Genomic DNA, 23,578 nt, shown 5'->3' with positions numbered 1-23,578 from the left:
GATGCCCGCCTCCACGCCCCTGCCGCGCGGCGTCCGGATCGGCTACGGCTCGGGGTCGGTGGCGACCGGTGCGTTCGGGACCGTGCCCGGGCTGATGCTGCTGCCCTACCTGACCGACAGCCTCGGCATCGCCGCGATCGTCGCGGGTGTCATCGTCTTCCTGCCGAAGGCGTGGGATGTGGTCCTCAACCCGGTCGCGGGACGCATCAGCGACCGGACCGTCGACCCACGCGGTCCGCGGCGGCCGTGGCTGCTGCGCGCCGGCCTGACGCTGTCGGTGTCCTTTGCGCTGATCTTCGCCGCCCCCGAGCTGGGCTCGCGGGTCGCGGAGGCGGCGTGGGTGCTCGTCGCCTTCCTGGCCTGCGCGACGGCCTACGCGTTCTTCCAGGTGCCCTACGTCGCGATGCCCGCCGAGATGACGTCGTCCTACGACGAGCGCACGCGGCTGATGACCTGGCGGGTCGCGATCCTCGCCTTCACGATCATGCTCGCGGGCGCCACCGCACCGGTGATCCGCGACGCGGTCGGCGGCCGCGCCGGCTACCGCGTCATGGGCGTCGTGATGGCGCTCATCATCGCCGTGGGCGTCATCAGTGCCTACGTCGGCACGCGCCGCGCGCCGGTCGGCACCGTCGAGGCGGGCCCGGGCTCGCTGCGCGACCAGCTGCGGATCGTCGCGACCGCCCGGGACTTCCGGCTGCTCCTGACGACGTTCGTCCTCCAGGCGCTGGCCACCGGCTGCATGCTCGCCGGCGTCGCCTACCTCGCCGAGGACGTGCTCGAGAGCACGGGCGCGGCCACCGTCCTCTTCGTCTGCTTCGTCGGCCCCGCGCTTCTCCTGACGCCGGTCTGGTCGGCGGTCGGCGGACGGGTCGGCAAGAAGGCCGGCTACGTCGCGTCGTCGCTGATCCTCGCCGCGGGAGCCGCCCTGTCGGTGCTGGCGCAGGTCACGCCCGCGTGGGTCGTCTTCGCCGCGGTGGCCCTGGTGGGCGTGGGCTACGCCGGCTGCCAGGTCTTCCCGATGGCGATGCTGCCCGACGCGGCCGCCGTCGACGCACGGCGCACCGGCTCCAACCGGGCCGGTGTCTACACCGGTGTGTGGACCGCGGGCGAGACCCTCGGCCTCGCGCTCGGGCCGGGTGTCTTCGCCGTGGTGCTGGCGATCGGTGGCTACCGCTCCAGCACCTCCGGCGACGCCGACGTCGTGCAGCCCGACTCCGCGCTCACCGCGATCGTGCTCGGCTTCTCGCTGCTGCCCGCGGCCCTGACCCTGCTCAGCCTCTGGTGGCTGAGCCGCTACTCCCTCGACGCCACGGAGGTCGACGCATGACGGACGTGCTCGCACGACTCGCAGCGATGCAGGCCGGTGACCTGCCGGTCCACGGCGGTCGCACCCTCGCCTACGTCTACGACTCCGGCCTGGCCGAGGTCGACCGCGTGGGTCGCGAGGCGGTCGCCGCCTACGCCGGGTCCAACGGGCTCGACCCGACCGCGTTCCCCAGCCTGCTGCAGATGGAGAACGACCTCGTCGGCTTCGCGGCCCGGCTCGTCGACGCCCCCGACACGGTCGTCGGGTCGGTCACCAGCGGCGGCACCGAGTCGGTGCTGCTCGCGGTGCAGACCGCCCGCGACGCCCGTCCCGAGGTCACGGCCCCGACGATGGTCATCACCACCTCGGCCCACTCGGCCTTCCGCAAGGCCGCCCACTACTTCGGGGTGCGCGCCGTCGAGGTGCCCTGCGGCGACGACCTGCGCGCCGACGCCGCGGCCATGGCGGCCGCCATCGACGACAGCACGGTGCTCGTGGTGGCCAGCGCGCCGTCGTACGCGCACGGGGTCGTGGACCCCGTCACCGAGATCGCCGCGGCGGCTGCGGCGGCCGGGGTGCGCTGCCACGTCGACGCCTGCATCGGCGGCTGGGTGCTGCCCTACGCGGCGCGCATCGGGCGCCCGGTCCGGCCGTGGACCTTCGCCGTCGAGGGGGTCACGTCGATCTCGCTCGACCTGCACAAGTACGGCTACGCCCCCAAGGGCACCTCGCTCCTGCTGCACCGCACGCCCGCGCTGCGCCGCCCGCAGTTCTTCGCGAGCGCCGACTGGCCGGGCTACACGATGCTCAACTCCACGATGCAGTCGACGCGCTCCGGCGGTCCGACCGCGGGGGCGTGGGCGGTCGTGCAGTCGATCGGCGACGCGGGCTACGAGAGGCTCGCGCACGACGTCTTCGAGGCCACCGACCGGATCGTCGCGGGCATCGCCGAGGTGCCGGGTCTGCGGGTGCTCACCGCACCGGACTCGACCCTCGTCACGATCGTCACCGACGACTCGTGCGACCCCTTCACGGTGTGTGACGAGATGGCCGAGCGCGGCTGGTACGTCCAGCCGCAGCTGACCTACGGCGACCTCCCGGCCAACATCCACCTCTCGATCAGCGCCGCCACCCTCACCCACGTCGACGACTTCCTGGCCGCGCTCGCCGCGTCCGTCGAGGTCGCCGCCGCCAGCGGTCCGGTCGCGGTCGACCCCGGGGTGGCCGACTACGTCGCCGGGCTGGACCCGGCCTCGCTCAGCGACGACGACTTCGACGGGCTGCTGGTCGCCGCGGGGCTCGTCGGCGGCGGCGACGGCGACGGCGGCGACCTGGCGCTGCCGACCCGCATGGCCGACATCAACGCCCTGCTCGACGTGGCCTCCCCCGCGCTGCGCGAGGCCGTGCTCCTCGCCTTCCTCGACCGGCTCTCCCGACCGTCCACGAACTTCTGAGACCGTGCGGGCGTCGGACCAGGCATGACCGCCCGCCCGCTCCTGCCCCGCCTGCTCACCACGCTGCTCACGATCGCCCTGCTCGGGCTCGTCGCGCCCGCCGCGACGGCGCTCGCGCCTCTCGCGCCCGGCGGCGTCACGGGACGGGTCCTGGCGCCCGGGGGTGCCCCGCAGGCCGGGCTCGCGGTGCGGTTGCTCGACCTGCGCAACCTGCGCCGTTCGGTGACGACCAGGACCGGCGCCGACGGGCGCTTCTCCTTCACGGGCGAGGAGCGGCCCGGGCTCTTCGCCGTGCTGGTCTGCGAGGCGGGCGACCCCTGCAAGGCGGCACCTGAGGCCAAGCGGACGGTGATGCTGCACGTCGGCCCGGCCGGCACGGCGTACTCGTTGCCGGCCCTGACCCGCTACTTCGAGACGACGGAGACCAGTCCAGCAGTGGCGGTGGGCACGATCCGGACGGTGCGGCCCGCCACGGCGGTCGTGACGGTGCGCAACGGGTCCCTCGGCGGCGAGGTCAACGTCTCGGGGCAGCGGGCCACCGTGCGCAACGGCATCGCGACGGTGCGGGGCCTGGCACCGGGTCGTCACCTGGCGACCAACCACGGGCAGCGCAAGGTCTTCACCGTCGGAGCAGGCAGGACCGCCCGGCTCACGTTCGGCGTCCGGCTGGCGACGGTGACCGGGCGCGTGGTGACCCTGGGGCGGCCGGACGCCCAGGTGCCGGTGTCGCTGCAGGCGGGCGCCGAAGCGCCGCAGGCGACGCTGACCGACGCGCAGGGTCGCTACAGCTTCCGCCTGCTGCTCGCCGACCCGGACCTGACCTATCGCTTGCGTGTCGGGCTCCTCGGCCTCGGTCTCGCGCGCGGTGTCCCCAAGGCCTACAAGCGGTTCACGCTCTCGCCGGGCGAGGTCAGGCGCGTCGACGTCGTGGCGCCCCGGGGCAGCCGCGGGTCGATCGACGTCACGATCGACGGCAGCGCCACGCCGAAGCGGCCGGCTGCGGTCGCGCTCCTGAGCCCGACGGGGTCGTTCATCGGCCGGGACCAGATCGACGTCGACTCCGGGCGGATCGACGGGCTCACCCCCGGCACCTACCAGGTCTACGCCCAGTGGAAGGCCCCTCGACAGTCCAACCTGCCGGTCAACGCCTGGCGCACCGTCACGGTGCGCCGCGGCACGGCGACGCCGGCCCTGATGACCGGGCGCAGCGGCTCCGGCAGCATCACGGTGACGGCCGACCCGGGCAACGAGCTGATGATCTCGTCACGCGCCGAGGTGGTCGACGCGCAGGACCCACAGGCAGACGACTATGCCCTCGTGCGCTACCACGTCCTCCGCGACCGCGACACCTTCACCTTCCGCAGTCTGCCCGACGGCACCTACGACGTGGGCCCGCGCACGGACACCAACGTCGCCGCCGCACCCGAGCCGGTGACCGTCGAGGTGAGCGGCGGTGAGGTCCTGGTCGACCTCGATGCCCAGCCCCGACAGGGATCCCTGCGCGGCCGCCTCGTCGACCCTGCCACGGGCGACCCCTGGCCCTGGACCGGCGAGGTCGTGCGGATGGTGACGTGCTCGAGCTCTCGTGACAGCGACTCGGAGTACTTCCTCGAGCCCCAGGTCGACCTGGAGATCCGGATGCTCAACCTGATCGGCGGCGACTACGGCTGCCGGGTGAGCGGGGTGCGCAACGACCCGGGCACTCCCTACCTGGTGGACCTGCCCGACTCGCTGACCATGCGCGGCACCGTGCGCGTCACGCCCGGCCAGGAGTCCGTCGTGGACTTCCCGGTGCCGTTCGCCGCGGTGTCGTAGGCCTCGGTCCTCAGCCCACCAGGTCGGCGTACTCCGGGTGCTTCTCGACGTAGCCCTTCACGAACGAGCAGGTGGGGACGACGCGGAGGTCGCGCGAGCGTGCCGAGTCGAGGGCGTGGCTGACGAGCTTGCCGCCGATGCCCTGCCCCTCGAAGCCGTCGCGGACCACGGTGTGCGTGAGCTCGATGACCCCCTCCGCGAGCTCGTAGTCCGCGAAGCCGGCCTCGGCCCCGTCGGAGGTGATCTCGAAGCGGTGGCGCTCGGTGTTGTCGGTGACCTCGATGTCGCTCATGCAGGTCACCGTACCCACGCTCAGCGGGCAGCGAACGTCCGCACCGACGCGAGGTCGTAGCTCCCCGCGTCGGTGCCGAGCCCCTGCGCGACCTGGGCCGCGGTGGCGCAGCCGAGCTCGGCGGCACCGCGGTGGTCCAGCCCGAGGGCGAGCCCGCGCAGGAAGCCGGCGGAGAACGCGTCGCCGCAGCCGGTGGTGTCCACCACGTCGATCTCGTACGCCGGCACCTCGAGGACGCCGTCCGTCGTCACGACGAGCGCGCCCTTCGCGCCCTGGGTCACGGCCACGCAACCGGCACCGGCCGCGACGAGCGCCTGCGCGCCCTCCACGAGCGACGCAGCGCCGGTGAAGCCCAGCACCTGCTCGTCGTTGGGCAGCAGGTAGTCGGTGTGCGGCAGCGCGTCGGCGATCCAGGCGAGCATGTCGGGGTCGCCCGGGGCCAGGACGTCGAGCGAGGTGGTGGCGCCGATCGAGTGGGCGTGCGCGAGCAGCTGCCCGGCCGCCTCGCCACCGAGGAACTCCGGCCCGCCCAGGTGCAGGTGGGTCATCCCCTCCAGGGCGGCCAGGTCGAGGTCGTCGAGGGTGAAGGCGCCGTTGGCGCCGATGCAGTGCCAGGCCGGGCGGTCGCCGTTGGACCGCACGGGGATCACCGAGGCGGAGGTCTGGTGGGCGTCCTTGCGCACCAGGCCCGAGATGGCGACGCCCTCGCGCGCCAGCAGCCCGAGCAGGGTGTCCGCGATCGGGTCGGTGCCGACCGCGCCGAAGCTCGTGACGTCGGCCCCCAGCCGGGAGAGGACGACGGCCGTGCCGCCCGCCGTGCCGGCCGGGGAGAAGCGGATCGTCTCCACCAGCTGGCCGTCGGAGGAGGCGGGGATCGACTCGATGCCGATCACGTGGGTGTCGAGGACGTGCACGCCGACGCAGGCGATCCTCATCGGGCTCATGGGCGGTCTCCTGGTGGGTGCGGTGAGGGGTCGACGGGGTGGGTGCGCCCGTAGCCGCGCGAGAGGGCGGCCGTGATGACGTCGAGCTGCTGGGCCTCGGTGAGCACCCGCGGGGTGCCGAGGACGCTGGCGCGGTGGTGCAGCGTCGCGAGCCACTCGAGCAGCAGTGCGTGCTCCACCGCGGCATCGAGGGAGGCGCCGACGGCGACGGAGCCGTGGTTGGCCATGAGGGCCGCCTGCCGGCCGGCGAGGGCGTCCCGCACGTGCGCGGCGAGCTCGGGGCTGCCGAAGGTCGCGTAGGGGGCGACACGCACGGCGCCGCCCAGGGCCAGCTGCTGGTAGTGCAGGACCGGCAGCTCGTCGAGGACGCACGCGACCGCGGTGCTGTAGGGCGCGTGGGTGTGCACGACCGCCGCGACTCCCGGGTCGGACGCGAGGACGCCGAGGTGCAGGTCGATCTCGGACGTGGGCCTCAGCCGACCCTCGAGGACCTCCCCCGACGCCAGCGACACCACCGTCACGTCGTCGACCGCGCAGCCGGCCAGGACCACCCCGGTGGCCGTCACCGCCACCCGGTCGCCATGGAGCGGGTCGCGGGCGCTGACGTTGCCCGCCGTGCCGACGAGGAGCCCGGCCTCGGCGAGCCGTCGGGCGGCGGCAGCGACGGAGCTGCGCAGGCCGCTCACGAGACGCTCCCCGCCGTGTGGCGGTCGAGGTAGGCGCTCACCATCGTGATGCCCTCCTCGATCAGCGCGGGGTCGCCGTCGTCGTCGTACTCGAAGGCCAGCTGGAACACGCGGTCGCCGACCTCGACGGCGAGCGTCGCGACCATCGGCGAGAGCGTCGGCAGCGCGAGACCCTGCTCGATCGCGACGTCGCGCAGCAGCTGGGCGACCCGGGCGTTGTGCTCGCGGCCGAACTGGTGGACCGCCACGTTGGTGCGCCCGCGCAGGTAGATCTCGACGAAGGCCCGGCGCCGGTGGTAGACGGTCACGAAGGCCCCCATCGTCGTGCGCACCAGCGCCTCGAGCGTCAACGCCGGCTCGGCCGCGAGGTCGGCCACGACCTGGGCGTCCATCTCGGCCATGTCGCGCTCGGCGATGGCGAGCAGGACGTCCTCCTTGGCCGCGAAGTACTGGTAGAGCGAGGCCACGGGCACCCCCGCCGCCTCCGCGATGTCGCGGGTCGTCAGCGCCTCGACACCCCGCTCGACGACCAGCGCCGCGGCCGCGTCGAGGAGGTGCTCGACCTTGCGCCGGCTGCGGGCCTGGGTCGGCACGCGGCGTCGACCCGTGACCGCAGGGCCCACCCGGTCGTTGACCGGGTCAGTGACGGCCGCCTCAGCCCGTGGAGATGCCATGTCCCGGAGTGTAGGCTCAAGAACCGAAACATGACACATGTTCATGTTTGCCGCCCGTGACCGCACGTCGAGGAGACCCCGTTGACCGACCTCACGCTGACCCGCCGCACCGCGCTCACCGCGACCGGCCTCACGGGTGCCGCGCTGGGCACCGGCGCCTTCGCCGGCCTCACCCCGTCGTCGTACGCCGCCGAGGCGGCCGCCGCGGGCGGCCTCCAGGGTGCACTCCCCCGCGCGGTCGACGTCGTCGTGGTCGGCGGCGGCATCGCCGGCCTGGTCGCGGCCCGCAAGGTCGCGCGCGGCGGGAAAACGGTGCTCCTCGTCGAGGCCCGCCAGCGCGTCGGCGGCCGCGTGCTCAACCACACCCTCGACACCGGCGAGACGATCGAGTCCGGCGGCGCGTTCGTCGGCCCGACCCAGGACCACATCCTGGCACTCGCGCGCGAGCTGAAGGTGCCGACGTTCCTGGAGTACAACAAGGGCAACAGCGTCTACATCTCCTCGACGACCGGCCGCCAGGAGTTCACCGGCACCGTCCCGCCGGACCCCACGATCCTCGCCGATGCCGCACTCCTGCTCCAGCAGATCGACTCCTTCGCCGCCGAGATACCCGTCGACGCCCCGTGGAGCCACCCGCGTGCCGCCGAGTGGGACGCGATGACGCTCGGCGAGTTCATCCGCCGCAACAGCGTCAACTCCGCCGGCATCGGCAACCTGATCCGCTGCTGGACCCAGCCCGGCTTCGGCGCCGACCCCGACGAACTGTCCTTCCTCTACACGCTCTGGTACGTCGCGTGCTCGGGCAACGAGCGCAACGTCGGGACCTTCGCGCGCAACTCCGACACCGCGGGGGGTGCGCAGGAGCGACGCTTCGTCGGCGGCTCCCAGCTGGTGCCGCTGCGGCTGGCGCAGCGGCTCGGCGACATCGTCGCGCTGGCCGCCCCGGTCACGAGGATCGAGCAGCGCGACCACCGCGTCGTCGTCCACACCGGGCGCGGCACCGTCACGGCCGAGCGCGTCATCGTCGCCGCTCCCCCGCCCCTGGTCCTCGACATCGACTGGTTCCCGCGACTGCCGACCAAGCGCCTCCAGCTGCTGCGCCACATGGACATGGGCCAGCTGATGAAGTGCGACGCCGTCTACCGCACGCCCTTCTGGCGCAAGGCCGGGCTCAACGGCTTCGGCATCAACGACTCCGGCGCCGCCCGCGCCGTCTTCGACAACACCCCGCCGTCAGGCGGTCCCGGCGTGCTGCTCGCCTTCGTCGGCGGGGCGACCTGGCGTCGCTACGGCGTGATGACCCGGGCCAAGCGCCGCCAGCACGTGCTCGAGGGCTTCGCCGCGATGTTCGGCCCGCAGGCGCTGCGTCCGATCGACTACGTCGAGCACGACTGGACCAAGGAGCAGTGGACCCGCGGAGGTCCGACCGCCATCCACGCCCCGGGCTCGCTGGTCGCGTTCGGCCCGTCGATCCGCCAGCCCTTCGGCCGGGTGCACTGGGCCGGCACCGAGACCTCGACCTACTGGTCGGGCTACATGGACGGCGCCGTCCGCTCCGGCAAGCGTGCCGCGACCGAGGTCCTGGAGCGCCTGTGAAGCGCCTGCTCACGACGCTCGCCGCCGCCCTCCTCGCGAGCAGCCTGCTGGTGTCGCCGACCACCGCCACGGCCACCGCAGCCGCTGCCCCGCCGAAGTGGACGACCCGGGTCTTCGCGTCCGTGCCGGCGCCGGGCTACCCGGCGTACGTCTTCAAGCACCGCAACAGCCGCGTCTACGCCGGCACCTACGTCGACAGCGCGAGCCGCAAGGCCTCCAAGGTCTTCGAGTGGACCTCCGGCGGCACCCTGCAGCGTTCCTGGGCGTTGCCCCAGCGACTCCAGGTGCGCGACGGCAGCCACGGCGTGCAGGTCGCCCACCAGACCCGCGACGGCCGCCTCGTGCTGCTCGAGACGTCTCGCTCGGCGATCCTGACCCTCGACGTCACGACCGGGCGCTTCCGCACGATCGCGCGCCTGCCCGGCGGCGCCGTGCCCAACTACGCCGCCTGGGGGCCGGGCGGTGCGCTCTACGTCACCGACTACGGCGACGGCGTGATCTGGAAGGTCACCCGCGCAGGCGCGGTCACGCGGTGGTTCAGCGACACCGACCTCGACGGCGTGGAGTTCGGCACCACCGGCATCGTCTACCGCCCGCAGAAGCGCGACTTCCTGATCAGCCAGCAGACCTCGCAGACCGCCGGCCTGCCCACCAACGGCCACCTCTTCCGCCTGGGCACCCGCAGCGGCGGGAGGCCCGGCACCCTGTCGACACTGTGGACCTCGCAACCCGGGGAGCTGCCCGACGGCTTCGGCATCGGCCGCTCCGGGCACATCTACATCGCGATGGCGGGGCTCACCGCCCAGCTCGTCGAGCTCTCGCCCTCGGGCCAGGAGCTCGACCGCTTCCCCGACGCCCCGTTCACCGGGGACAACGGCTCGCGCATCCCGTTCGACACCCCGTGCAGCGCGACCTTCAGCGGCACGAAGGTGCTGGTGGCCAACCAGTCCGCGATCCAGGGCGACGCCAGCCACCAGGCGATCCTGGCGGTCGAGGTCGGCGAGCGGGGACGGGCGCCGTACCTCCCACAGGGTGCCGACTTCCGCTGAGGTCACCCTCGGCACAATGACGCCATGAGCGCACTCGCCGGGCTGGTGGACCGCGGACTGATGGCGCCCGACTGGGCCGAGGCGTTGGCGCCGGTCGACGACCGGGTGGCGCGGATGGGCCAGTTCCTGCGGGCCGAGATCGCCGCCGGTCATGCCTACCTGCCCGAGGGCGACGCCGTGTTCCGGGCCTTCCGTCGCCCGCTCGCCGACGTGCGCGTGCTCGTCGTCGGCCAGGATCCCTACCCCACGCCCGGGCACCCGATCGGGCTCAGCTTCGCCGTCGACGCCCACGTGCGACCGGTGCCGCGCAGCCTCGCCAACATCTACCGCGAGCTGGCGGACGACGTCGGCGTCACCCCTCCGCAGCACGGCGACCTCACCGCCTGGGCCGACCAGGGGGTGATGCTGCTCAACCGGGTCCTCACCGTCCGTCCCGGCGAGTCCGCCTCCCACCGGGGTCGCGGCTGGGAGGAGGTCACCGAGTGCGCGATCCAGGCGCTCGTACGACGCGTGGAGGCGGGCGGCGCACCCCTCGCCGCCGTGCTGTGGGGACGCGACGCCCAGTCGCTCAAGCCGCTGCTCGGCCCCGTGCCGTGGGTCGAGTCGGTGCACCCCTCCCCGCTCTCCGCCAGCCGCGGCTTCTTCGGCTCGCGGCCGTTCTCAGGGGTCAATGCGCTGCTCGTCGAGCGCGGCGGCTCACCTGTCGACTGGTCGCTGCCCGAGACGTCCGCCTAGTCCGGCCGGGACCTTCGACCCGCCCCGACCCACCGCGCGACCACTACCCTCGGGACGTGGTCACGATGCGCCGGATCGCGGTGGCTCTGGGAGCGCTGCTGGCCGTCACGGTCTTCGGCACGGTGGGCTACGTGCTGCTGGGCTTCACCTTCATGGAGGCGCTCTACCAGACCGTCACCACGGTCGCGACGGTCGGCTTCCGTGAGGTGCGGCCGTTCACCACGGCCGGCCAGGTGTTCACCATCGTGCTGATCGCCCTCGGCGTCGGCACCGTGCTCTACAACCTCGGCGTCCTGATGGAGGCCGTCACCGAGGGGCACCTTCGAGACGAGCTGGAGAGACGTCGCATGAACGCACGCATCGCCGCCCTGCGTGGTCACGTCATCGTCTGCGGCCACGGCCGCGTGGGACGGGCGGCCGCGGACTTCCTGGTCGCCGGAGGGCACCGGGTCGTGGTGGTCGACTCCGACCCCGCGCGCCTGGGCGGCCTGGGCCCCCAGGTGGAGCACGTGCTCGGCGACGTCACCGACGACGACGTGCTCCGCGCCGCCGGGATCGCGAGCGCCACGGCCGTGATCGTCGCGCTCGAGACCGACGCCGACACCGTCTACGTGACCCTCTCCGCCCGCGCGATGAGGCCCGACGTCACCATCGTCAGCCGTGCCCGGACCACCGGCTCGACGGGCAAGCTCGAGCTGGCCGGAGCCACCCGGGCGGTCAACCCCCAGCGCATCGGCGGGCGTCGGCTCGCGGTCTTCGCCCTCCAGCCGGACGTCGCGGAGTTCCTCGACGTGGTGATGCACGACGAGGACCTCGACTGGCGCATCGAGCAGGTCGAGGCCGGCCCCGGCATCGCGGGTCGCACGCTCGCGGGCCTCGAGATCCAGCAGCGGACAGGTGCCCTCCTGCTGGCGATCCGTCGTACGGCGCGAGCGCAGCTGGAGGCCAACCCTCCCGGTGACCTCGAGGTGCCGGAGGGGGCCGTGCTCATCGCCCTGGGCACCCCCTCGGAGCTCGCGGCGCTCGCCGCCCTGGTCGCCTGACGCAGCCGCCGCACGCCCTGGTGGAATAAAGTTGAAGATGCAACTATTCTGCTGACATGATCCGCATGCCTGCTCTCTACATCGGCCATGGCGCCCCACCCCTCCTCGACGACCCGCAGTGGTCGGCGGAGCTGGCGTCCTGGGCCCAGGACCTCCCACGTCCGACGGCGATCCTCATCGTCAGCGCCCACTGGGAGTCGGCGCCGATCATGCTGTCGGCCAGCGGCGCTCCCCTGGTCTACGACTTCGGCGGGTTCGACCCGAAGTACGACGAGATGACCTACGCGACACCCGACGCCACGGCCCTCGCGAAGCGCATCACCGCGATGATGCCGGCCACCGAGCCGGTCCACCAGCACTCCTCCCGCGGGCTCGACCACGGCGCCTGGGTGCCGCTGAAGATCATGTATCCCGACGGCGACGTCCCCGTCCTGCAGATGTCGCTGCCGACCCAGGACCCGGCGCGGTTGCTGGCCATCGGTCAGCGCCTGCGCCCGCTGCGCGACGAGGGCGTGCTGATCATCGGCAGCGGCTTCCTCACCCACGGCCTGCCCTTCCTCACCGACTTCCGGCTCGACGCCCCGGCGCCCGGCTGGTCGAAGGACTTCGACGCCTGGGCCGGCGAGGCCCTCTCCCGCGGCGACGTCGACGCGCTGGCCAACTACCGCGAGCTCGCGCCCGGCATGCCCTACGCCCACCCGACCGTCGAGCACTACACGCCGCTCTTCGTCACCCTCGGCGCGGCGACCACCCCCGACGAGCCCGGCATCCAGCGGATCGACGGGTTCTGGCTGGGCTTGTCGAAGCGGAGCCTGCAGGTCGCCTGACCCTCGGACACCTCGCCGCGGCGGGGATCCTCCCCCTAGGATCGGTCCGTCCCGTTCCGTGCGCTCGAGGGTCCTATGACTGCTCCCCCCTCCCCCGCGACACCACGGGTCGACCTGCTCGGGCGTGACGACCTCCTGGTGGTGCTGGAGTCTGCCCTCGGCAAGACCGGCGTCCGCGCCCTCCACGCGCGCGGGCTCCCCGGCTCGGGTCGCACCCGGTGGCTCGAGGAGGTCGCCGAACGCTCCGCCCTCATCGGTCGACGCGTGGTCCGGGCCGGCGGCGTACGGGCAGAGCAGGAGCTCGCCCTCAGCACGGCGTACGACGTCCTGGTCGCGCTCGGCTCCTCCCCCGGCGTGGCCAGCAGGCTGAGCACCCGGAGAGCCTCGCTCCGACTGACGCGCGCGCTGGAGAAGGCACTGGCGTCGCAGCCCACCACCCTCGTCCTCGACGATGTCCACGACCTCGACGTCCTCAGCGGCTCCGTGGTCCACCGGGCCCTGCGCGCCCTGGCCGGCGAGCCCGACGCCGATGTCCTCCTCGCGACCGCCGGCGACCTCGACACGGTCCACGACCCGTGGCGCGAGGACGACACGCTCCTGCTGGGCCCGATGACCGACGCGCACCTCGGGGCCCTCGTCAGCGGCGTCGCCCGCACCTCGGTGCGCCCCCGAGCCGTGCGGCGCATCGTCACGCTCGCCGAGGGCTCGCCGCGGTCGACCGTAGAGCTGGTGTCGACCCTCGCCCCCGACGGCACCCTGCCCGATGCCCCCACCGCCCTGCACCGGCGGCAGCTGGAGGCCTTCGCACGGCTCGGCCCGCAGCCGCGGCGCCTGGTGCTGCTGGCGGCGCTCGCCGAGGGGGACCGCCGGATCGCCCGCCTGGCCTCCGCGGCCGACCTGGCGCCGGCCGCCGTCCGAGAGCACCTCGAGGGGCCGGCCCGGCTGCTCGGCCTCTCGGTCACCACCCAGGTCGGCTTCCACGCACCCCGCCTCGCCGCCGCGGTCCTCGCGACCTCGCCGGCCGAGGAGGTCGCCGCCCTGCGCCGCGACCTGCTCCCTTCAGCACCCCCGGCCGAGCGCCTCGCCCACCGCGCGCACCTCGCAGTCGGGCCCGACGACGCCGTCGCGGCCGAGCTCCTCCGCGCGGCTCGGGAGCAGCTGCGCCAGGGCCTGCTCGACCGGGCCGTGGGCACGGCGACGCTGGCCGGGGCTGCCGCCCTGTCACCGACGCTCTCGGTGGACGCCACGCTCGTCGAGGTGGAGGCGACCCTGGGCCTCGGGCAGGTGGACGTCGCCTCGGTCGTGCTGCGTGAGACCGAGCCGGTCACGCCACGCCAACGGGCGGCTGCGACCGTGCTCCGCTTCATGGCGGAGTTCGAGCTGCTGCAGACCGGGGCCCGCTACCTGCTGGAGGAGGCCAAGATCATCGCTGCCCCCTATGCCGACCTCGGCGCCGAGCTCGCCGTCTGGGAGACCTACCTGCGCTCCCTCGACCGTGACTTCGTGGGCATGGCAGAGCCCGCAGCCCGGGCGCTCGCCCTGGCCGGGGCGAGCCGTGACCAGGCCGTCGTGGCGATGGCCGTGGGGACGCGGGAGATCGCAGCCCTCCTCGCCGGGTCACCGGTGGACCTCGACGGGCTGCGCTCACGGGTCGCCGGCTGCGACCCCGACCAGGCACGCCACCCGGTGCTCGACCCCCACTTCATGCTCACGACCTGCCTGTGGTCGACCGGCCAGCTCGTGGAGGCCCGGCAGCTGGCTGCGGAGCGCGCCGCCCGCTCCGTCGACCGCGGGGACCTCAGCTTCGGCGCGCAGCACGTCGTGGTCGCCTACCTGTGCGCGCGGGCCACGGGAGAGCTCCACGGCCTGGAAGGCCTGCTGGACACGGTCGAGCGTCGCGCGCGGGACTACGGTCACGAGACGGCCGACGCCGTCAGCCTCCTGCTCGGCTACGTCCGGGCGCTCGACCGCGACGACACGCTCACCGAGGCGTTCCTCGAGCCGGCCGTCGTGGAGCTCGCCACCGACGGGTCCGGCTCGCAGTCCACGATCCTCACGATCTTCGGCGAGGCGATGGGCGACGGCTGGATCGCCACCGGCCGCGCGGCCCAGGCCCTGCACCTGATGAGGGGCTTCGCCGAGCAGGTCGTCGCCTCCCCCGTGGGCGAGCCCGGCTTCCTCCACCCGGTGGTCACCGCGGCCGAGGCCGCCGTGACCGTGGGAGACCCGGCCGACGCACGTCGCTGGCTGGACGTGGTCCTCACCCACCCGCTCCTCCCGGAGCGCCCCCACGTGCACGGGCCCGCCCTGAGGGTGCATGCCCTGTGCCTCGCCGCCGAGGGTGACCTGGAGGCCGCGAGCACGGCGGCCGCCGCCGCCGTCGACGTCGCCCGTCAGGCGGGCCTGCGCGGTCACGAGGGACGAGCCCTGCTCTCGCTGGCCGTCGTGCTCCGCCGCTCACGTCAGCGCCGCCGGGCCACCGCCGCGCTTGACGACGCCGTCCGGCTCCTCGAGACCTGTGGTCTGCTTAGCTGGCGCGACCGTGCGCTCGACGAGCGCGACCGCGCCGCGGCCCGCCCCGGCCCCCGCGACGGCCGCGGCCTGTCGGCCGCCCAGACCCGCGTCGCCGGGCTCGCCGCCGGGGGCGCCAGCAACGCCGAGATCGCCGCCCTGCTGGGGCTCTCGCCCCGCACCGTCGAGTCGCACCTGGCCGCCTCCTACCGCAAGCTCGGGATCCGCCGCCGCGGCCAGCTGGCCGGTGCGCTCGACGCTGCCCTGGACGCCGCCGCGGAGGCACAGTTCGGTATTTCCACCGATGCCGGACAGGCAATCCCCTCGCCAGACTGAGGCGTGCTTCCGCTCCCTGCCCGCGCCACCCGTCGCCTCGCCGCGACCAGCGCCCTGCTCCTGGTCGCCTCCGCGCTCGCCCTCACCCCGTCGTACGCCGCGGCGCCGACGCCCGCCGCACCCCTCGCCGGCGAGGTCTTCACGCCCGAGTCGCCGGGGCCGGGCGCGTTCTACGCGACGTCCTTCGACGGGTTCAACCCCCAGTCCGGGCTGAACGACGTGATCCGGGTCGCCGAGGACGGCACCTTCGAAGAGCTGTCCCTGCCCGCACCGCTGGACGACGGGGTGTGGGAGTTCTCGGAGGACCCCCTCGAGGTGCTGCCCGGGGAGGAGCGCCTGCTCGTCGAGGACTTCGACCAGGACGACGGGTTCGACGCGTTCCTCGTCGACCGCACCGCCGGCACCGCACCTCTGGTGGCCACCGACACGTGCGCCCGAGGGGACCTCGACGAGAGGGCCACCCTGTTGCTCCTCCCCCTCATCGCCGACGACTGCCGACCTCGGGTCCTCCCCTTCGAGGCACCGGGGGAAGCGCGGCTCGCCCCCGAGCCTGAGGCCAGCCTGGGCTACGGGGACTCGATCATCAGCGGGGACGGGTCGACCGTCGTCTACGCCAACGTGTTCTCGGACGCGAACCTCGAGTTCGCGGGGCGGATCATCTCGTGGGACCTGGAGACCGGGACCCAGCAGGTGCTGGCCTCCACCTCCGAGATACGGGAGGGCGACACCCGGACACGCACCCAGCCGCTGCTGCTGGACGTCACCCGCGACGGGCGGCCGCTGATCGCACGGATCGTCGAGATCTTCACCTTCGACGCCCAGGGGCTGGTGAGGGCGGAGTACGAGTACACCTTGGAGATCCTTCCGCCCGAGGGCGACCCCGTCGTCATCGACCGCGTCACCTCCAGGAGCGGCGGCCTCCCCTGGCGCCAGGTGCGGATCTCCCCGGACGGCGAGTGGCTCCTGGGGCTCCTGGGCAGCCACCCCGACGCCACCCAGTCACGAGCGCTGCCCTACCTGCGGGCACTCGACTCGATCGCGCCCTGGCAGCCGGTCCTCGGTCTCCCCGAGATCCTGCGCTACGTCGAGTGGGCGCCCGCGCCGGTCGAGGAGACCCCGCCGGTGATCTTCATGCCCGGCGTGCTCGGCTCGGAGATCTGGTGCGACCCCGCCGACCCCGACTCCGACCTGCTCTGGCCCGCGCTCCTCGTGGACGAGGAGGCCATGTCACTGCAGACCGACGGGCTGCTCAATGCGTCCACCGACTGCCCGCGCGCGGGGGTCCGCGACGCGGTCTACGGCGAGCAGCACCGCCTCCTGCCCGGACGCTCCGGGGTGGCGGAGTCACTGCTCGGCACCGACATCTACGGCGAAGGACTGCGCCGGCTCGCCGAGACCGTCGGCCCCGACCGGTTCTACGCCTTCGGGTGGGACTGGCGCCGTGACACCGACGCCTCGATCGACCGGCTCGACGCCCTGATCGAGCAGGTCCGTGAGGAGACCGGGTCCGAGCAGGTCCAGCTCGTCGCCCACTCCTACGGCGGCCTGTTGGCCCTCGACTACGCCAGCGACCCCGCCCGTCGCGACAAGCTCGCCCGCGTCACGACCGTCGGCACGCCCTACCTCGGCGCCGCCAAGTCGCCGTTCAGCCTCCTCACCGGCTCCGAGACCCCCTTCGACATCGAGGCGGTCGGCACGATGGAGTTCCTCTTCGGCGGCACCGACGACCTCAACCGCTTCGCCCGCAACCTGCGCGGCATGTACAACCTGTGGCCCTCGCCCGCCTACGGGCCCTACTTCTCGGTCGCCGACGGCACCGGCTCCGGGCCGCTCGACGCAGAGGGCATCGCCGCCCGCATCACCGCGGCCGGAGGGACGGCCTCCCTGTGGGAGGCGGCGCAGGCCAAGCACTCGGCACTGTGGGACCGGCTCGACATCGGGGACCTCCCGTGGCACCTGGTCGTGTCCGGGGGCAAGCCCACCATCCGGCGCTTCACCCTGCTGCCTCCCGAGGACGAGGACGGGCCCCTGCGGGTCGGGGTCACCCTCGCGGCCGGGGACGGCACCGTCCCGCTGGTCTCGCAGACGCTGCTCGGTGCGGACACGGCACCCGACATCGACCTCGGAGCCGTCGGGGGCACCCACCCCGGCCTCGGCAGCAGCCAGCTCTGCGCCAGTGCCCACGCCGGACAGATGTCCGACCCCCGGCTCTACACGCTCATCGGCGACTGGCTCGACACCGGCCAGCGCCCCAGCCCGGACCTGAACCTCCCCTGCCGCGAGCCCCGGGCGATCGTCGTGGAGACCATCGACGCCGACCTCGCCCCCGACCCTCCGGCGCGCACCTCCGGTGTCATCGCCCGCCGCACGGCCTCGGCCTCGACGTCGGCGACGGCGACGTCCCTCGATGCCGCCGACGCGGTGGCCTCCGGTCGCGTCCAGCTGGTCAGCCTCGGTCGCCGCCAGCTGCTGCTGGTCGACCCCACCGACGAGCTGACCCTGACCTTTCGACCTCGGGCAGGCGCCGAGCTCGTCGTGCGCGTCAGCGACGGACCCGTCGACGACACCACCACGACCCCGCTGACCGTGGTCGCCCGCGGGACCGACCCGGTCCAGCTGGCCGTGGCCGGCGAGTCGGCCGCCGTCGTGCCCCCGGCGCCGCAGGAGCCTCCCCCGCCACCCGACCCCCAGCCGGAGCCCGAGCCGGAGCCCGAGCCCGAGCCGGAGCCAGAGCCCGAGCCAGAGCCCGAGCCAGAGCCCGAGCCGGACCCCGAGCCCGAGCCTGAGGTGATCCGCACGCCCTCCACGCTGGGGATCCGCGCGACCAGCCCGGCCCCCGGCGTCGTACGCCTGCGCCTTCGCCTCACCGCCACCGGCATCTCGGCCGACGACCTCACCGGCCGCCTGACGGTCCGTCGCCGCGGCGAGGTCCTCCGGGTGCGCAGGGTCACCGACGACGTCCTGGTCGTGACCCTGCGTCGTCAGCCGCCCGGCCGCCGCTACTTCCGCATCGGCTACAGCGGCAACGACCTCGTCATCGGCACCCGACGCACGATCGTGGTCCGGGTCGACCGCTGACTCCCCGCAGCGCCGCTCAGCGGATGCCGGTCCGCCGCATCATCTTCAGCCCCGACAGCATCGACTTCACGTAGGAGTCGTAGTCCTGCCCCGGCTGCGCACCCATGACCTGCTTCTTGAGCACCGCGAGGTTCTGCACGTCGGTGTACTTCAGCAGACCCTGGTCCCCGTGCCGCGCGCCCACACCCGACTGCTTGACGCCGCCGGAGGGGGTGCCCTTGGAGGCGAACGCCGTGGCCAGGATGTCGTTGACGTTGACGTTGCCCGACTGGATCCGCGCGGCGATGGCGCAGGCCCGGTCGAGGTCGGTGCCCCAGACCGAGGCGTTGAGGCCGTAGTCGGTGTCGTTGGCCAGTGCGATCGCCTCGTCGACGGTGCGGTAGGGATAGAGCCCGACGACCGGTCCGAAGGTCTCGGTCGCGCCGGCCAGCATGTCCTTGGTGACGCCCTCGAGGATGGTCGGCTCGAAGAACGCCGGGCCGAGGTCGGGCCGCGCCCGGCCACCCGTGACGACGGTGGCGCCCTTGGCGACCGCGTCCTCGACGTGGGCCTGCACGCGCTCCTTGTGGTCGGGCGAGACGAGCGAGCCCATCTCCGGGCCGAAGTCGTACGACGCCCCGACCCGCAGCCCCTCAGCAGCCCGGACGAACTTCGCCTTGAACTCCTCGTAGCGCGACTCGGGCAGGTAGATCCGCTCGATGTGCATGCAGATCTGACCGGTGTTGCCGAACACGCCGAAGACCGCGCCCTGCACGGCCTCGTCGATGTTGGCGTCGTCGAGCACGATCATCGGGTTCTTGCCGCCGAGCTCGAGGCAGGCGCCGATCAGGTTGCGCCCCGCCCGCTCGCCGATCACCCGACCGGTCGCGGTCGAGCCGGTGAACATGACGTAGTTGGCGTTGTCGATCAGGGTGGGGCCGACGTCGGGCCCCTCGCCGCACACCACCTGGAAGAGGCCCTTGGGCAGCCCGGCCTGCTCGAGCATCTGGATGCCGAAGAGGGGTGACAGCGCCGTCTTGTTGTCGGGCTTGAGCACGATGCCGTTGCCGGCGATCAGGGCGGTGATCGCGTCGGACATCCCGGTGGCGAAGGGGAAGTTCCACGGCGCGATGACGCCGACAACGCCCTTGGGCTGGCGGATCTCCGTCGACGTCGTGAGGAAGGGGACCGGCCCGCCGCGCTTGGTCGGCGCGAGCAGCGACGGCGCCCGCTTGATGTAGTGGCTCATGACCATCGGCGGGTCACAGCTCTCCTCGATCGCCATCCGCCGGTTCTTGCCGGACTCGACCTGGATCAGGTCGGCGGTCCTCTGGGCGTTGTCGAGGAAGAGCGCGTGGGCCTTCTTGAAGACCCCGAGCCTCTTCTTCAGCGGCCACTGGGCCCACTCGCGCTGGGCGGCACGGGCGGTCACGAAGGCCTGCTCGATGTCGGCCGGGGTCGACTGCGGGAGCTCGACCAGCACCTCGCCGGTGTAGACCTCGGTGAGCTTCCAGGTGCCACCGCTGGTCGAGGGGACCCGGGCGACCAGGCTCTCGAGGAAGGCGTCGGTCACCGACGCGGGACGCTGGACGGTCATGGGGCTCAGCCCTTCCCGAGCACGAGGTCGGCCCCGCGCTCGCCGATCATGATCGCCGGGGCGTTGGTGTTGCCGCCGGTGATCGACGGCATGACCGAGGCGTCGCAGACGCGCAGGCCCTCGATGCCGCGGACCTTCAGGTCCGGCGAGACGACGGCGAGCTCGTCGACGCCCATCCGGCAGGTGCCCACGCCGTGGTAGACCGACGTCGCGCGGTTGAGGATCGCCTGACGCAGCGCGGAGCCCTGGAGCTCGCGGCCCGGGTGGATCTCCTCCTTGACCGCACCGCCGAAGGCGGCGCCGCCCATGATCTCGCGGACCATCTCCGAGCCCTCCCCGAGGACCTCGAGGTCGGCGTTGTCGGCGAGGTACTGGAAGTCGATCAGCGGCGCGGCCGTCGGGTCGGCCGACGCGAGGCGCAACGTCCCGCGGCTCTTGGGATAGATGAGCGTCGTCAGCACCGTCAACGAGGTGCGCGGGTCGACGTCGTGGCGGATCGGCTCGTCCTGGTTGGGCGAGACGTAGGACCACGGCAGCAGGTGCAGCTGGAGGTCGGGCACGTCGGTCGCCTGCGAGGTCCGCACGAAGGCCACCGACTCGAAGACCGAGTTGGCGAGGAACGTCGTGCCGGGGCGCAGGACCTCCTTGGCGATGCCCTTGGCGAAGAACATCGCGTTGCCGCGCATCTTCGACGAGGTCGCGTGGAAGGTCAGCGCGTGGAACATGTGGTCGTGCAGGTTGTCGCCCACGGGCAGGTCGGCGACGACCTGGATGCCGTGGTCCTTGAGGTGCTGCGCGTGCCCGATGCCCGAGAGCATCAGGATCTGGGCCGAGCCGACGAAGCCCGCCGAGAGGATGACCTCCTTGCCGGCGCGGATGGTGCGGCGGCTGCCGTCCTTGTCGGTGACCTCGACCCCGGTGGCGCGACCGGACTCGATGACGACCTTGGTGACGAGCACCTCGGACTGCAGCTGGAGGGTGGGGACGTCGAGGTTGTGGATGTAGCCGCGCGAGGCGCTGTAGCGCAGGCCGTCGGCGGCGTTCTGCTGCATCCGGCTGACGCCCTCCTGGGACTCGCCGTTGTAGTCGTCGAGGACCTTGACGCCGAGCGCGTCGGAGGTGGCCTGGATGAACTGCAGGGTGCCCTCCTGGGGCGCCTTGTTGCGGGTGACCCGGATGGGGCCACCGACGCCGCGGTAGTCGTCGGCCCCGCCCTCGAAGTCCTCCATGCGACGGTAGGCGTCGTTGACCGTGTCGGCGTCCCACCCGGTGTTGCCCTCGGCCGCCCAGGAGTCGAAGTTGGCGCGGTTGCCGCGGACGTAGACCATGCCGTTGATCGAGCTGGAGCCACCGACGACCTTGCCGCGCGGCACAGGCATCTTGCGGTCCAGGATGTGCTTCTGCGGGGTGGAGTAGTAGCCCCAGTCGACCCGCTTCTTGATCTCGGGCACCGCGTGCATCGGGCCGATCATGCCGGGCTTCTTGACCAGGAACTGCTCGTCGCTCTTGCCGGCCTCGAGCACGATCACGCTCGCGCCCGACTGGGCGAGGCGACCGGCGATGGCGGCTCCCGAGCTGCCGGACCCGACCACGATGTAGTCGGCCTCGTTCTTGTGCGGCGCCTTCTTGGCCATGTGTCTCGTCCCTCGCAGTGGTCGTGGTGATGCCGGCCACAACTGTAACGCGTTCTAGTTTGCTCCGTACAGGCCTTCCCGAGGAGGATCACGAGCGTGAAGATCCTCTCGATCCAGTCCTCGGTGGCCTACGGCCACGTCGGCAACTCCGCCGCCGTCTTCCCGCTCCAGCGCCTGGGTCACGAGGTCTGGCCGGTCATCACGGTCCACTTCTCCAACCACACCGGGTACGGCGAGTGGCGCGGTCCGCTGCTGGCTCCCGGCGACGTGGCCGACGTGATCGCCGGCATCGGTGACCGCGGGGTGCTGGGAGAGGCCGACGCCGTGCTGTCCGGCTACCAGGGCGACCCCGCGGTCGGCGCGGTCATCCTCGACGCGGTCGCCACGGTCAAGGCGGCCAACCCCGAGGCGGTCTACTGCTGCGACCCCGTCATGGGCGACGTCGGGCGCGGGATGTTCGTGCGGCCCGGGATCCCGGAGTTCATGCGCGACACCGTCGTGCCCGCCGCCGACGTCATCACGCCCAACCACTTCGAGCTGGACTTCCTCGCCGGCACCACGAGCACGACCCTCGACGAGGTGCTGGCCGCCGTCGACGTCGTACGCGCTCGCGGCCCTCGTGACGTGCTCGTGACGAGCGTGCTGCACACCGGCTCCCCCGCCGACACCCTCGACGTCGTGGCGGTCTCCGACGCCGGCGCCTGGGCGGTCACCACCCCGCTGCTGCCGATCACCCCCAACGGCTGCGGCGACGTGACGGCGGCGCTCTACCTCGCCCACCTCCTCAGCACCGGCTCACCGCAGCAGGCACTGGAGCGCACGACCGCCTCGGTCTTCGCGATCTTGGAGAACACGCTGGCCGCAGGCACCCGCGAGATCCAGCTGGTCGCCAGCCAGGAGTCCATCGCGCACCCGACCACGCGCTTCGAGGCCCGCCGGCTGCGCTAGACGCCCCAGGCCCTCCTGGGCCACACGGGCCAGGAGGCGGGACCTTTGGCACGATGCTGCTCACGGTCCGGTTTCGTAGGCTGGGCGCATGGATCCCTGCCCGGAGAGCCGCCCATGACGTCGGTCTCGTCGGAGCAGGCCCACTACCTGCGCCGGCTCGTGGACCACCTGCCGGCCCTGGTCGCCTTCTGGGACCGAGACGAGCGCAACGTCGTGGCCAACCAGGCCTACGTCGAGTGGTTCGGTCGCACGCCCCAGGAGATCAAGGGGATGACACTGCGCGAGCTCCTCGGCGACGAGGTCTACCAGCTCAATTCTCCCTATGTCAGGGGAGCGCTCGCCGGCGAGCGACAGGACTTCGACCGCACCCTCGTCGACCAGCTCGGACGCACGCGCCACAGCCAGGCCTCCTACGTGCCGGAGATCGTCGACGGCGAGGTCCAGGGGTTCTTCGTCCTGGTCGCCGACGTCACCGCGAAGGTCGAGGCCGAGCGGAACCTCGACGAGGCGCAGCAGATCGGTGGTCTCGCCTCGTGGAGCTGGACGCCGGGAGAGCCGTTCGCGCAGTGGTCACCCCAGCTCTTCCGCCTGGCCGGGCTCGACCCCACGGGTGTCCAGCCCACGATGCAGAGCGGCCTGGACCTGGTCCACCCCGACGACCGCGAGATGCTGCGCACGTCCCTCGAGGAGGCCGTGACGGCGCCCCAGGACCGCGAGGTGCGCTACCGGATCCTGCGCCGCGACGGGGAGGTCCGCCACGTCGTGAGCAGACGTCGGGCCGACCGCCTGCCGGACGGCACCGTCGTGCGGCTGCGCGGGACGATCCTCGACGAGACGTCGACCCACCTGGCCAACGCCGAGCTCGCCCGGCTCAACGACGACCTGACCCAGGCCAACCGCCTGCTGTCGGACACGATGGGGATGCTGGGGCACGACGTGCGTCAGCCGCTGGCGGTGACGCTGGGCTACCTCGAGCACCTGCGCGGGCACGTCGCCGAGATGGAGCCGGACGTGATCGAGAAGCGCCTCGACCGCGTGCACTCGGCCGCGCGGCGGATCCGCCGCCTCCTC

18 protein-coding genes are annotated in these 23,578 nt (G+C 72.9%); 12 read left to right on the top strand and 6 right to left on the bottom strand.

The genetic code is table 11. From position 1 onward, the window contains the following. Position 1 precedes the first annotated feature (1 nt). The 3 genes from AAG827_RS02715 to AAG827_RS02705 are packed head-to-tail and all read left to right on the top strand — an operon-like array spanning position 2 to position 4,578. On the top strand, positions 2–1,330 hold the full coding sequence (locus tag AAG827_RS02715; RefSeq protein WP_341924260.1) for an MFS transporter: 1,329 nt from the start codon (positions 2–4) through the stop codon (positions 1,328–1,330). Continuing rightward, positions 1,327–2,763: an aminotransferase class V-fold PLP-dependent enzyme gene (locus AAG827_RS02710; RefSeq protein WP_341924259.1), complete on the top strand. Its 1,437-nt coding sequence runs from the start codon at positions 1,327–1,329 to the stop codon at positions 2,761–2,763. The genes AAG827_RS02715 and AAG827_RS02710 overlap by 4 nt, the downstream gene beginning before the upstream one ends. A 24-nt stretch (positions 2,764–2,787) precedes the next feature. Next, entirely contained in the window at positions 2,788–4,578 is a 1,791-nt protein-coding gene (locus AAG827_RS02705; RefSeq protein WP_341924258.1) for a hypothetical protein, read from the top strand. Between the two features lie 10 nt (positions 4,579–4,588). On the opposite strand, the gene AAG827_RS02700 is transcribed toward AAG827_RS02705, so the two are convergent. The 4 genes from AAG827_RS02700 to AAG827_RS02685 are packed head-to-tail and all read right to left on the bottom strand — an operon-like array spanning position 4,589 to position 7,174. After that, a complete protein-coding gene (locus AAG827_RS02700; protein ID WP_341924257.1) occupies positions 4,589–4,870 on the bottom strand; it encodes a GNAT family N-acetyltransferase in 282 nt (93 codons plus the stop codon). Positions 4,871–4,890: 20 nt separating this feature from the next. Next, positions 4,891–5,814: a sugar kinase gene (locus AAG827_RS02695; protein WP_341924256.1), complete on the bottom strand. Its 924-nt coding sequence runs from the start codon at positions 5,812–5,814 to the stop codon at positions 4,891–4,893. Next, positions 5,811–6,500 carry a class II aldolase/adducin family protein gene (locus tag AAG827_RS02690; RefSeq protein WP_341924254.1) on the bottom strand — a complete coding sequence of 230 codons (690 nt, stop codon included), beginning with the start codon at positions 6,498–6,500 and terminating at the stop codon, positions 5,811–5,813. The genes AAG827_RS02695 and AAG827_RS02690 overlap by 4 nt, the downstream gene beginning before the upstream one ends. Next, on the bottom strand, positions 6,497–7,174 hold the full coding sequence (locus AAG827_RS02685; protein WP_341924253.1) for a TetR/AcrR family transcriptional regulator: 678 nt from the start codon (positions 7,172–7,174) through the stop codon (positions 6,497–6,499). The genes AAG827_RS02690 and AAG827_RS02685 overlap by 4 nt, the downstream gene beginning before the upstream one ends. 81 nt (positions 7,175–7,255) lie before the next feature. On the opposite strand from AAG827_RS02685, the gene AAG827_RS02680 reads away from it, so the two are divergent. From AAG827_RS02680 to AAG827_RS02650, 7 genes are all read left to right on the top strand, one after another. After that, positions 7,256–8,770 (top strand): FAD-dependent oxidoreductase, encoded by a 1,515-nt coding sequence (locus AAG827_RS02680; RefSeq protein WP_341924252.1) that lies wholly within the window; start codon positions 7,256–7,258, stop codon positions 8,768–8,770. Then, positions 8,767–9,819, top strand: coding sequence for a hypothetical protein (locus tag AAG827_RS02675; RefSeq protein WP_341924251.1), 1,053 nt, complete (start codon positions 8,767–8,769; stop codon positions 9,817–9,819). Before AAG827_RS02680 ends, AAG827_RS02675 begins: the two co-directional genes overlap by 4 nt. Positions 9,820–9,843: 24 nt before the next feature. Further along, positions 9,844–10,554: a uracil-DNA glycosylase gene (locus AAG827_RS02670; RefSeq protein ID WP_341924250.1), complete on the top strand. Its 711-nt coding sequence runs from the start codon at positions 9,844–9,846 to the stop codon at positions 10,552–10,554. Positions 10,555–10,619: 65 nt separating this feature from the next. Then, positions 10,620–11,597: an NAD-binding protein gene (locus AAG827_RS02665; protein ID WP_341924331.1), complete on the top strand. Its 978-nt coding sequence runs from the start codon at positions 10,620–10,622 to the stop codon at positions 11,595–11,597. A gap of 56 nt (positions 11,598–11,653) precedes the next feature. Further along, complete coding sequence (locus tag AAG827_RS02660; protein ID WP_341924249.1) at positions 11,654–12,424, top strand: class III extradiol ring-cleavage dioxygenase; 771 nt, start codon at positions 11,654–11,656, stop codon at positions 12,422–12,424. 75 nt (positions 12,425–12,499) lie between these two features. After that, a complete protein-coding gene (locus AAG827_RS02655) occupies positions 12,500–15,271 on the top strand; it encodes a helix-turn-helix transcriptional regulator (protein ID WP_341924248.1) in 2,772 nt (923 codons plus the stop codon). Positions 15,272–15,274: 3 nt separating this feature from the next. Then, a complete protein-coding gene (locus AAG827_RS02650) occupies positions 15,275–18,349 on the top strand; it encodes an alpha/beta fold hydrolase (RefSeq protein ID WP_341924247.1) in 3,075 nt (1,024 codons plus the stop codon). 16 nt (positions 18,350–18,365) lie between these two features. Here the strand turns inward: AAG827_RS02650 and AAG827_RS02645 are convergent, their stop codons facing one another. Then, positions 18,366–19,925: a succinic semialdehyde dehydrogenase gene (locus AAG827_RS02645; RefSeq protein WP_341924246.1), complete on the bottom strand. Its 1,560-nt coding sequence runs from the start codon at positions 19,923–19,925 to the stop codon at positions 18,366–18,368. 5 nt (positions 19,926–19,930) lie between these two features. Beyond that, positions 19,931–21,559 (bottom strand): GMC family oxidoreductase N-terminal domain-containing protein, encoded by a 1,629-nt coding sequence (locus AAG827_RS02640; protein ID WP_341924245.1) that lies wholly within the window; start codon positions 21,557–21,559, stop codon positions 19,931–19,933. 96 nt (positions 21,560–21,655) lie between these two features. On the opposite strand from AAG827_RS02640, the gene pdxY reads away from it, so the two are divergent. After that, entirely contained in the window at positions 21,656–22,507 is an 852-nt protein-coding gene (gene pdxY / locus AAG827_RS02635; RefSeq protein WP_341924244.1) for a pyridoxal kinase PdxY, read from the top strand. Positions 22,508–22,621: 114 nt separating this feature from the next. Next, positions 22,622–23,578: PAS domain-containing protein (locus AAG827_RS02630; RefSeq protein ID WP_341924243.1), on the top strand; the 957-nt coding region annotated here is incomplete at its 3' end.

The organism is Nocardioides psychrotolerans (assembly GCF_943371775.1).
GTDB classification, from domain to species: Bacteria; Actinomycetota; Actinomycetes; order Propionibacteriales; family Nocardioidaceae; genus Nocardioides; species Nocardioides psychrotolerans_A.
The sequence above is the reverse complement of the archived record's forward strand: the minus strand, read 5'-3'. Positions and strand labels throughout refer to the sequence as shown.

What these genes read in the sequence shown, in the direction of transcription:
- AAG827_RS02715 (WP_341924260.1), top strand. Translation starts at nt 2, where the DNA reads ATGCCCGCCTCCACGCCCCTGCCGCGCGGCGTCCGGATCGGCTACGGC.
- AAG827_RS02710 (WP_341924259.1), top strand. Translation starts at nt 1,327, where the DNA reads ATGACGGACGTGCTCGCACGACTCGCAGCGATGCAGGCCGGTGACCTG.
- AAG827_RS02705 (WP_341924258.1), top strand. Translation starts at nt 2,788, where the DNA reads ATGACCGCCCGCCCGCTCCTGCCCCGCCTGCTCACCACGCTGCTCACG.
- AAG827_RS02700 (WP_341924257.1), bottom strand. Translation starts at nt 4,870, where the DNA reads ATGAGCGACATCGAGGTCACCGACAACACCGAGCGCCACCGCTTCGAG.
- AAG827_RS02695 (WP_341924256.1), bottom strand. Translation starts at nt 5,814, where the DNA reads ATGAGCCCGATGAGGATCGCCTGCGTCGGCGTGCACGTCCTCGACACC.
- AAG827_RS02685 (WP_341924253.1), bottom strand. Translation starts at nt 7,174, where the DNA reads ATGGCATCTCCACGGGCTGAGGCGGCCGTCACTGACCCGGTCAACGAC.
- AAG827_RS02670 (WP_341924250.1), top strand. Translation starts at nt 9,844, where the DNA reads ATGAGCGCACTCGCCGGGCTGGTGGACCGCGGACTGATGGCGCCCGAC.
- AAG827_RS02665 (WP_341924331.1), top strand. Translation starts at nt 10,620, where the DNA reads ATGCGCCGGATCGCGGTGGCTCTGGGAGCGCTGCTGGCCGTCACGGTC.
- AAG827_RS02660 (WP_341924249.1), top strand. Translation starts at nt 11,654, where the DNA reads ATGATCCGCATGCCTGCTCTCTACATCGGCCATGGCGCCCCACCCCTC.
- AAG827_RS02655 (WP_341924248.1), top strand. Translation starts at nt 12,500, where the DNA reads ATGACTGCTCCCCCCTCCCCCGCGACACCACGGGTCGACCTGCTCGGG.
- AAG827_RS02645 (WP_341924246.1), bottom strand. Translation starts at nt 19,925, where the DNA reads ATGACCGTCCAGCGTCCCGCGTCGGTGACCGACGCCTTCCTCGAGAGC.
- AAG827_RS02640 (WP_341924245.1), bottom strand. Translation starts at nt 21,559, where the DNA reads ATGGCCAAGAAGGCGCCGCACAAGAACGAGGCCGACTACATCGTGGTC.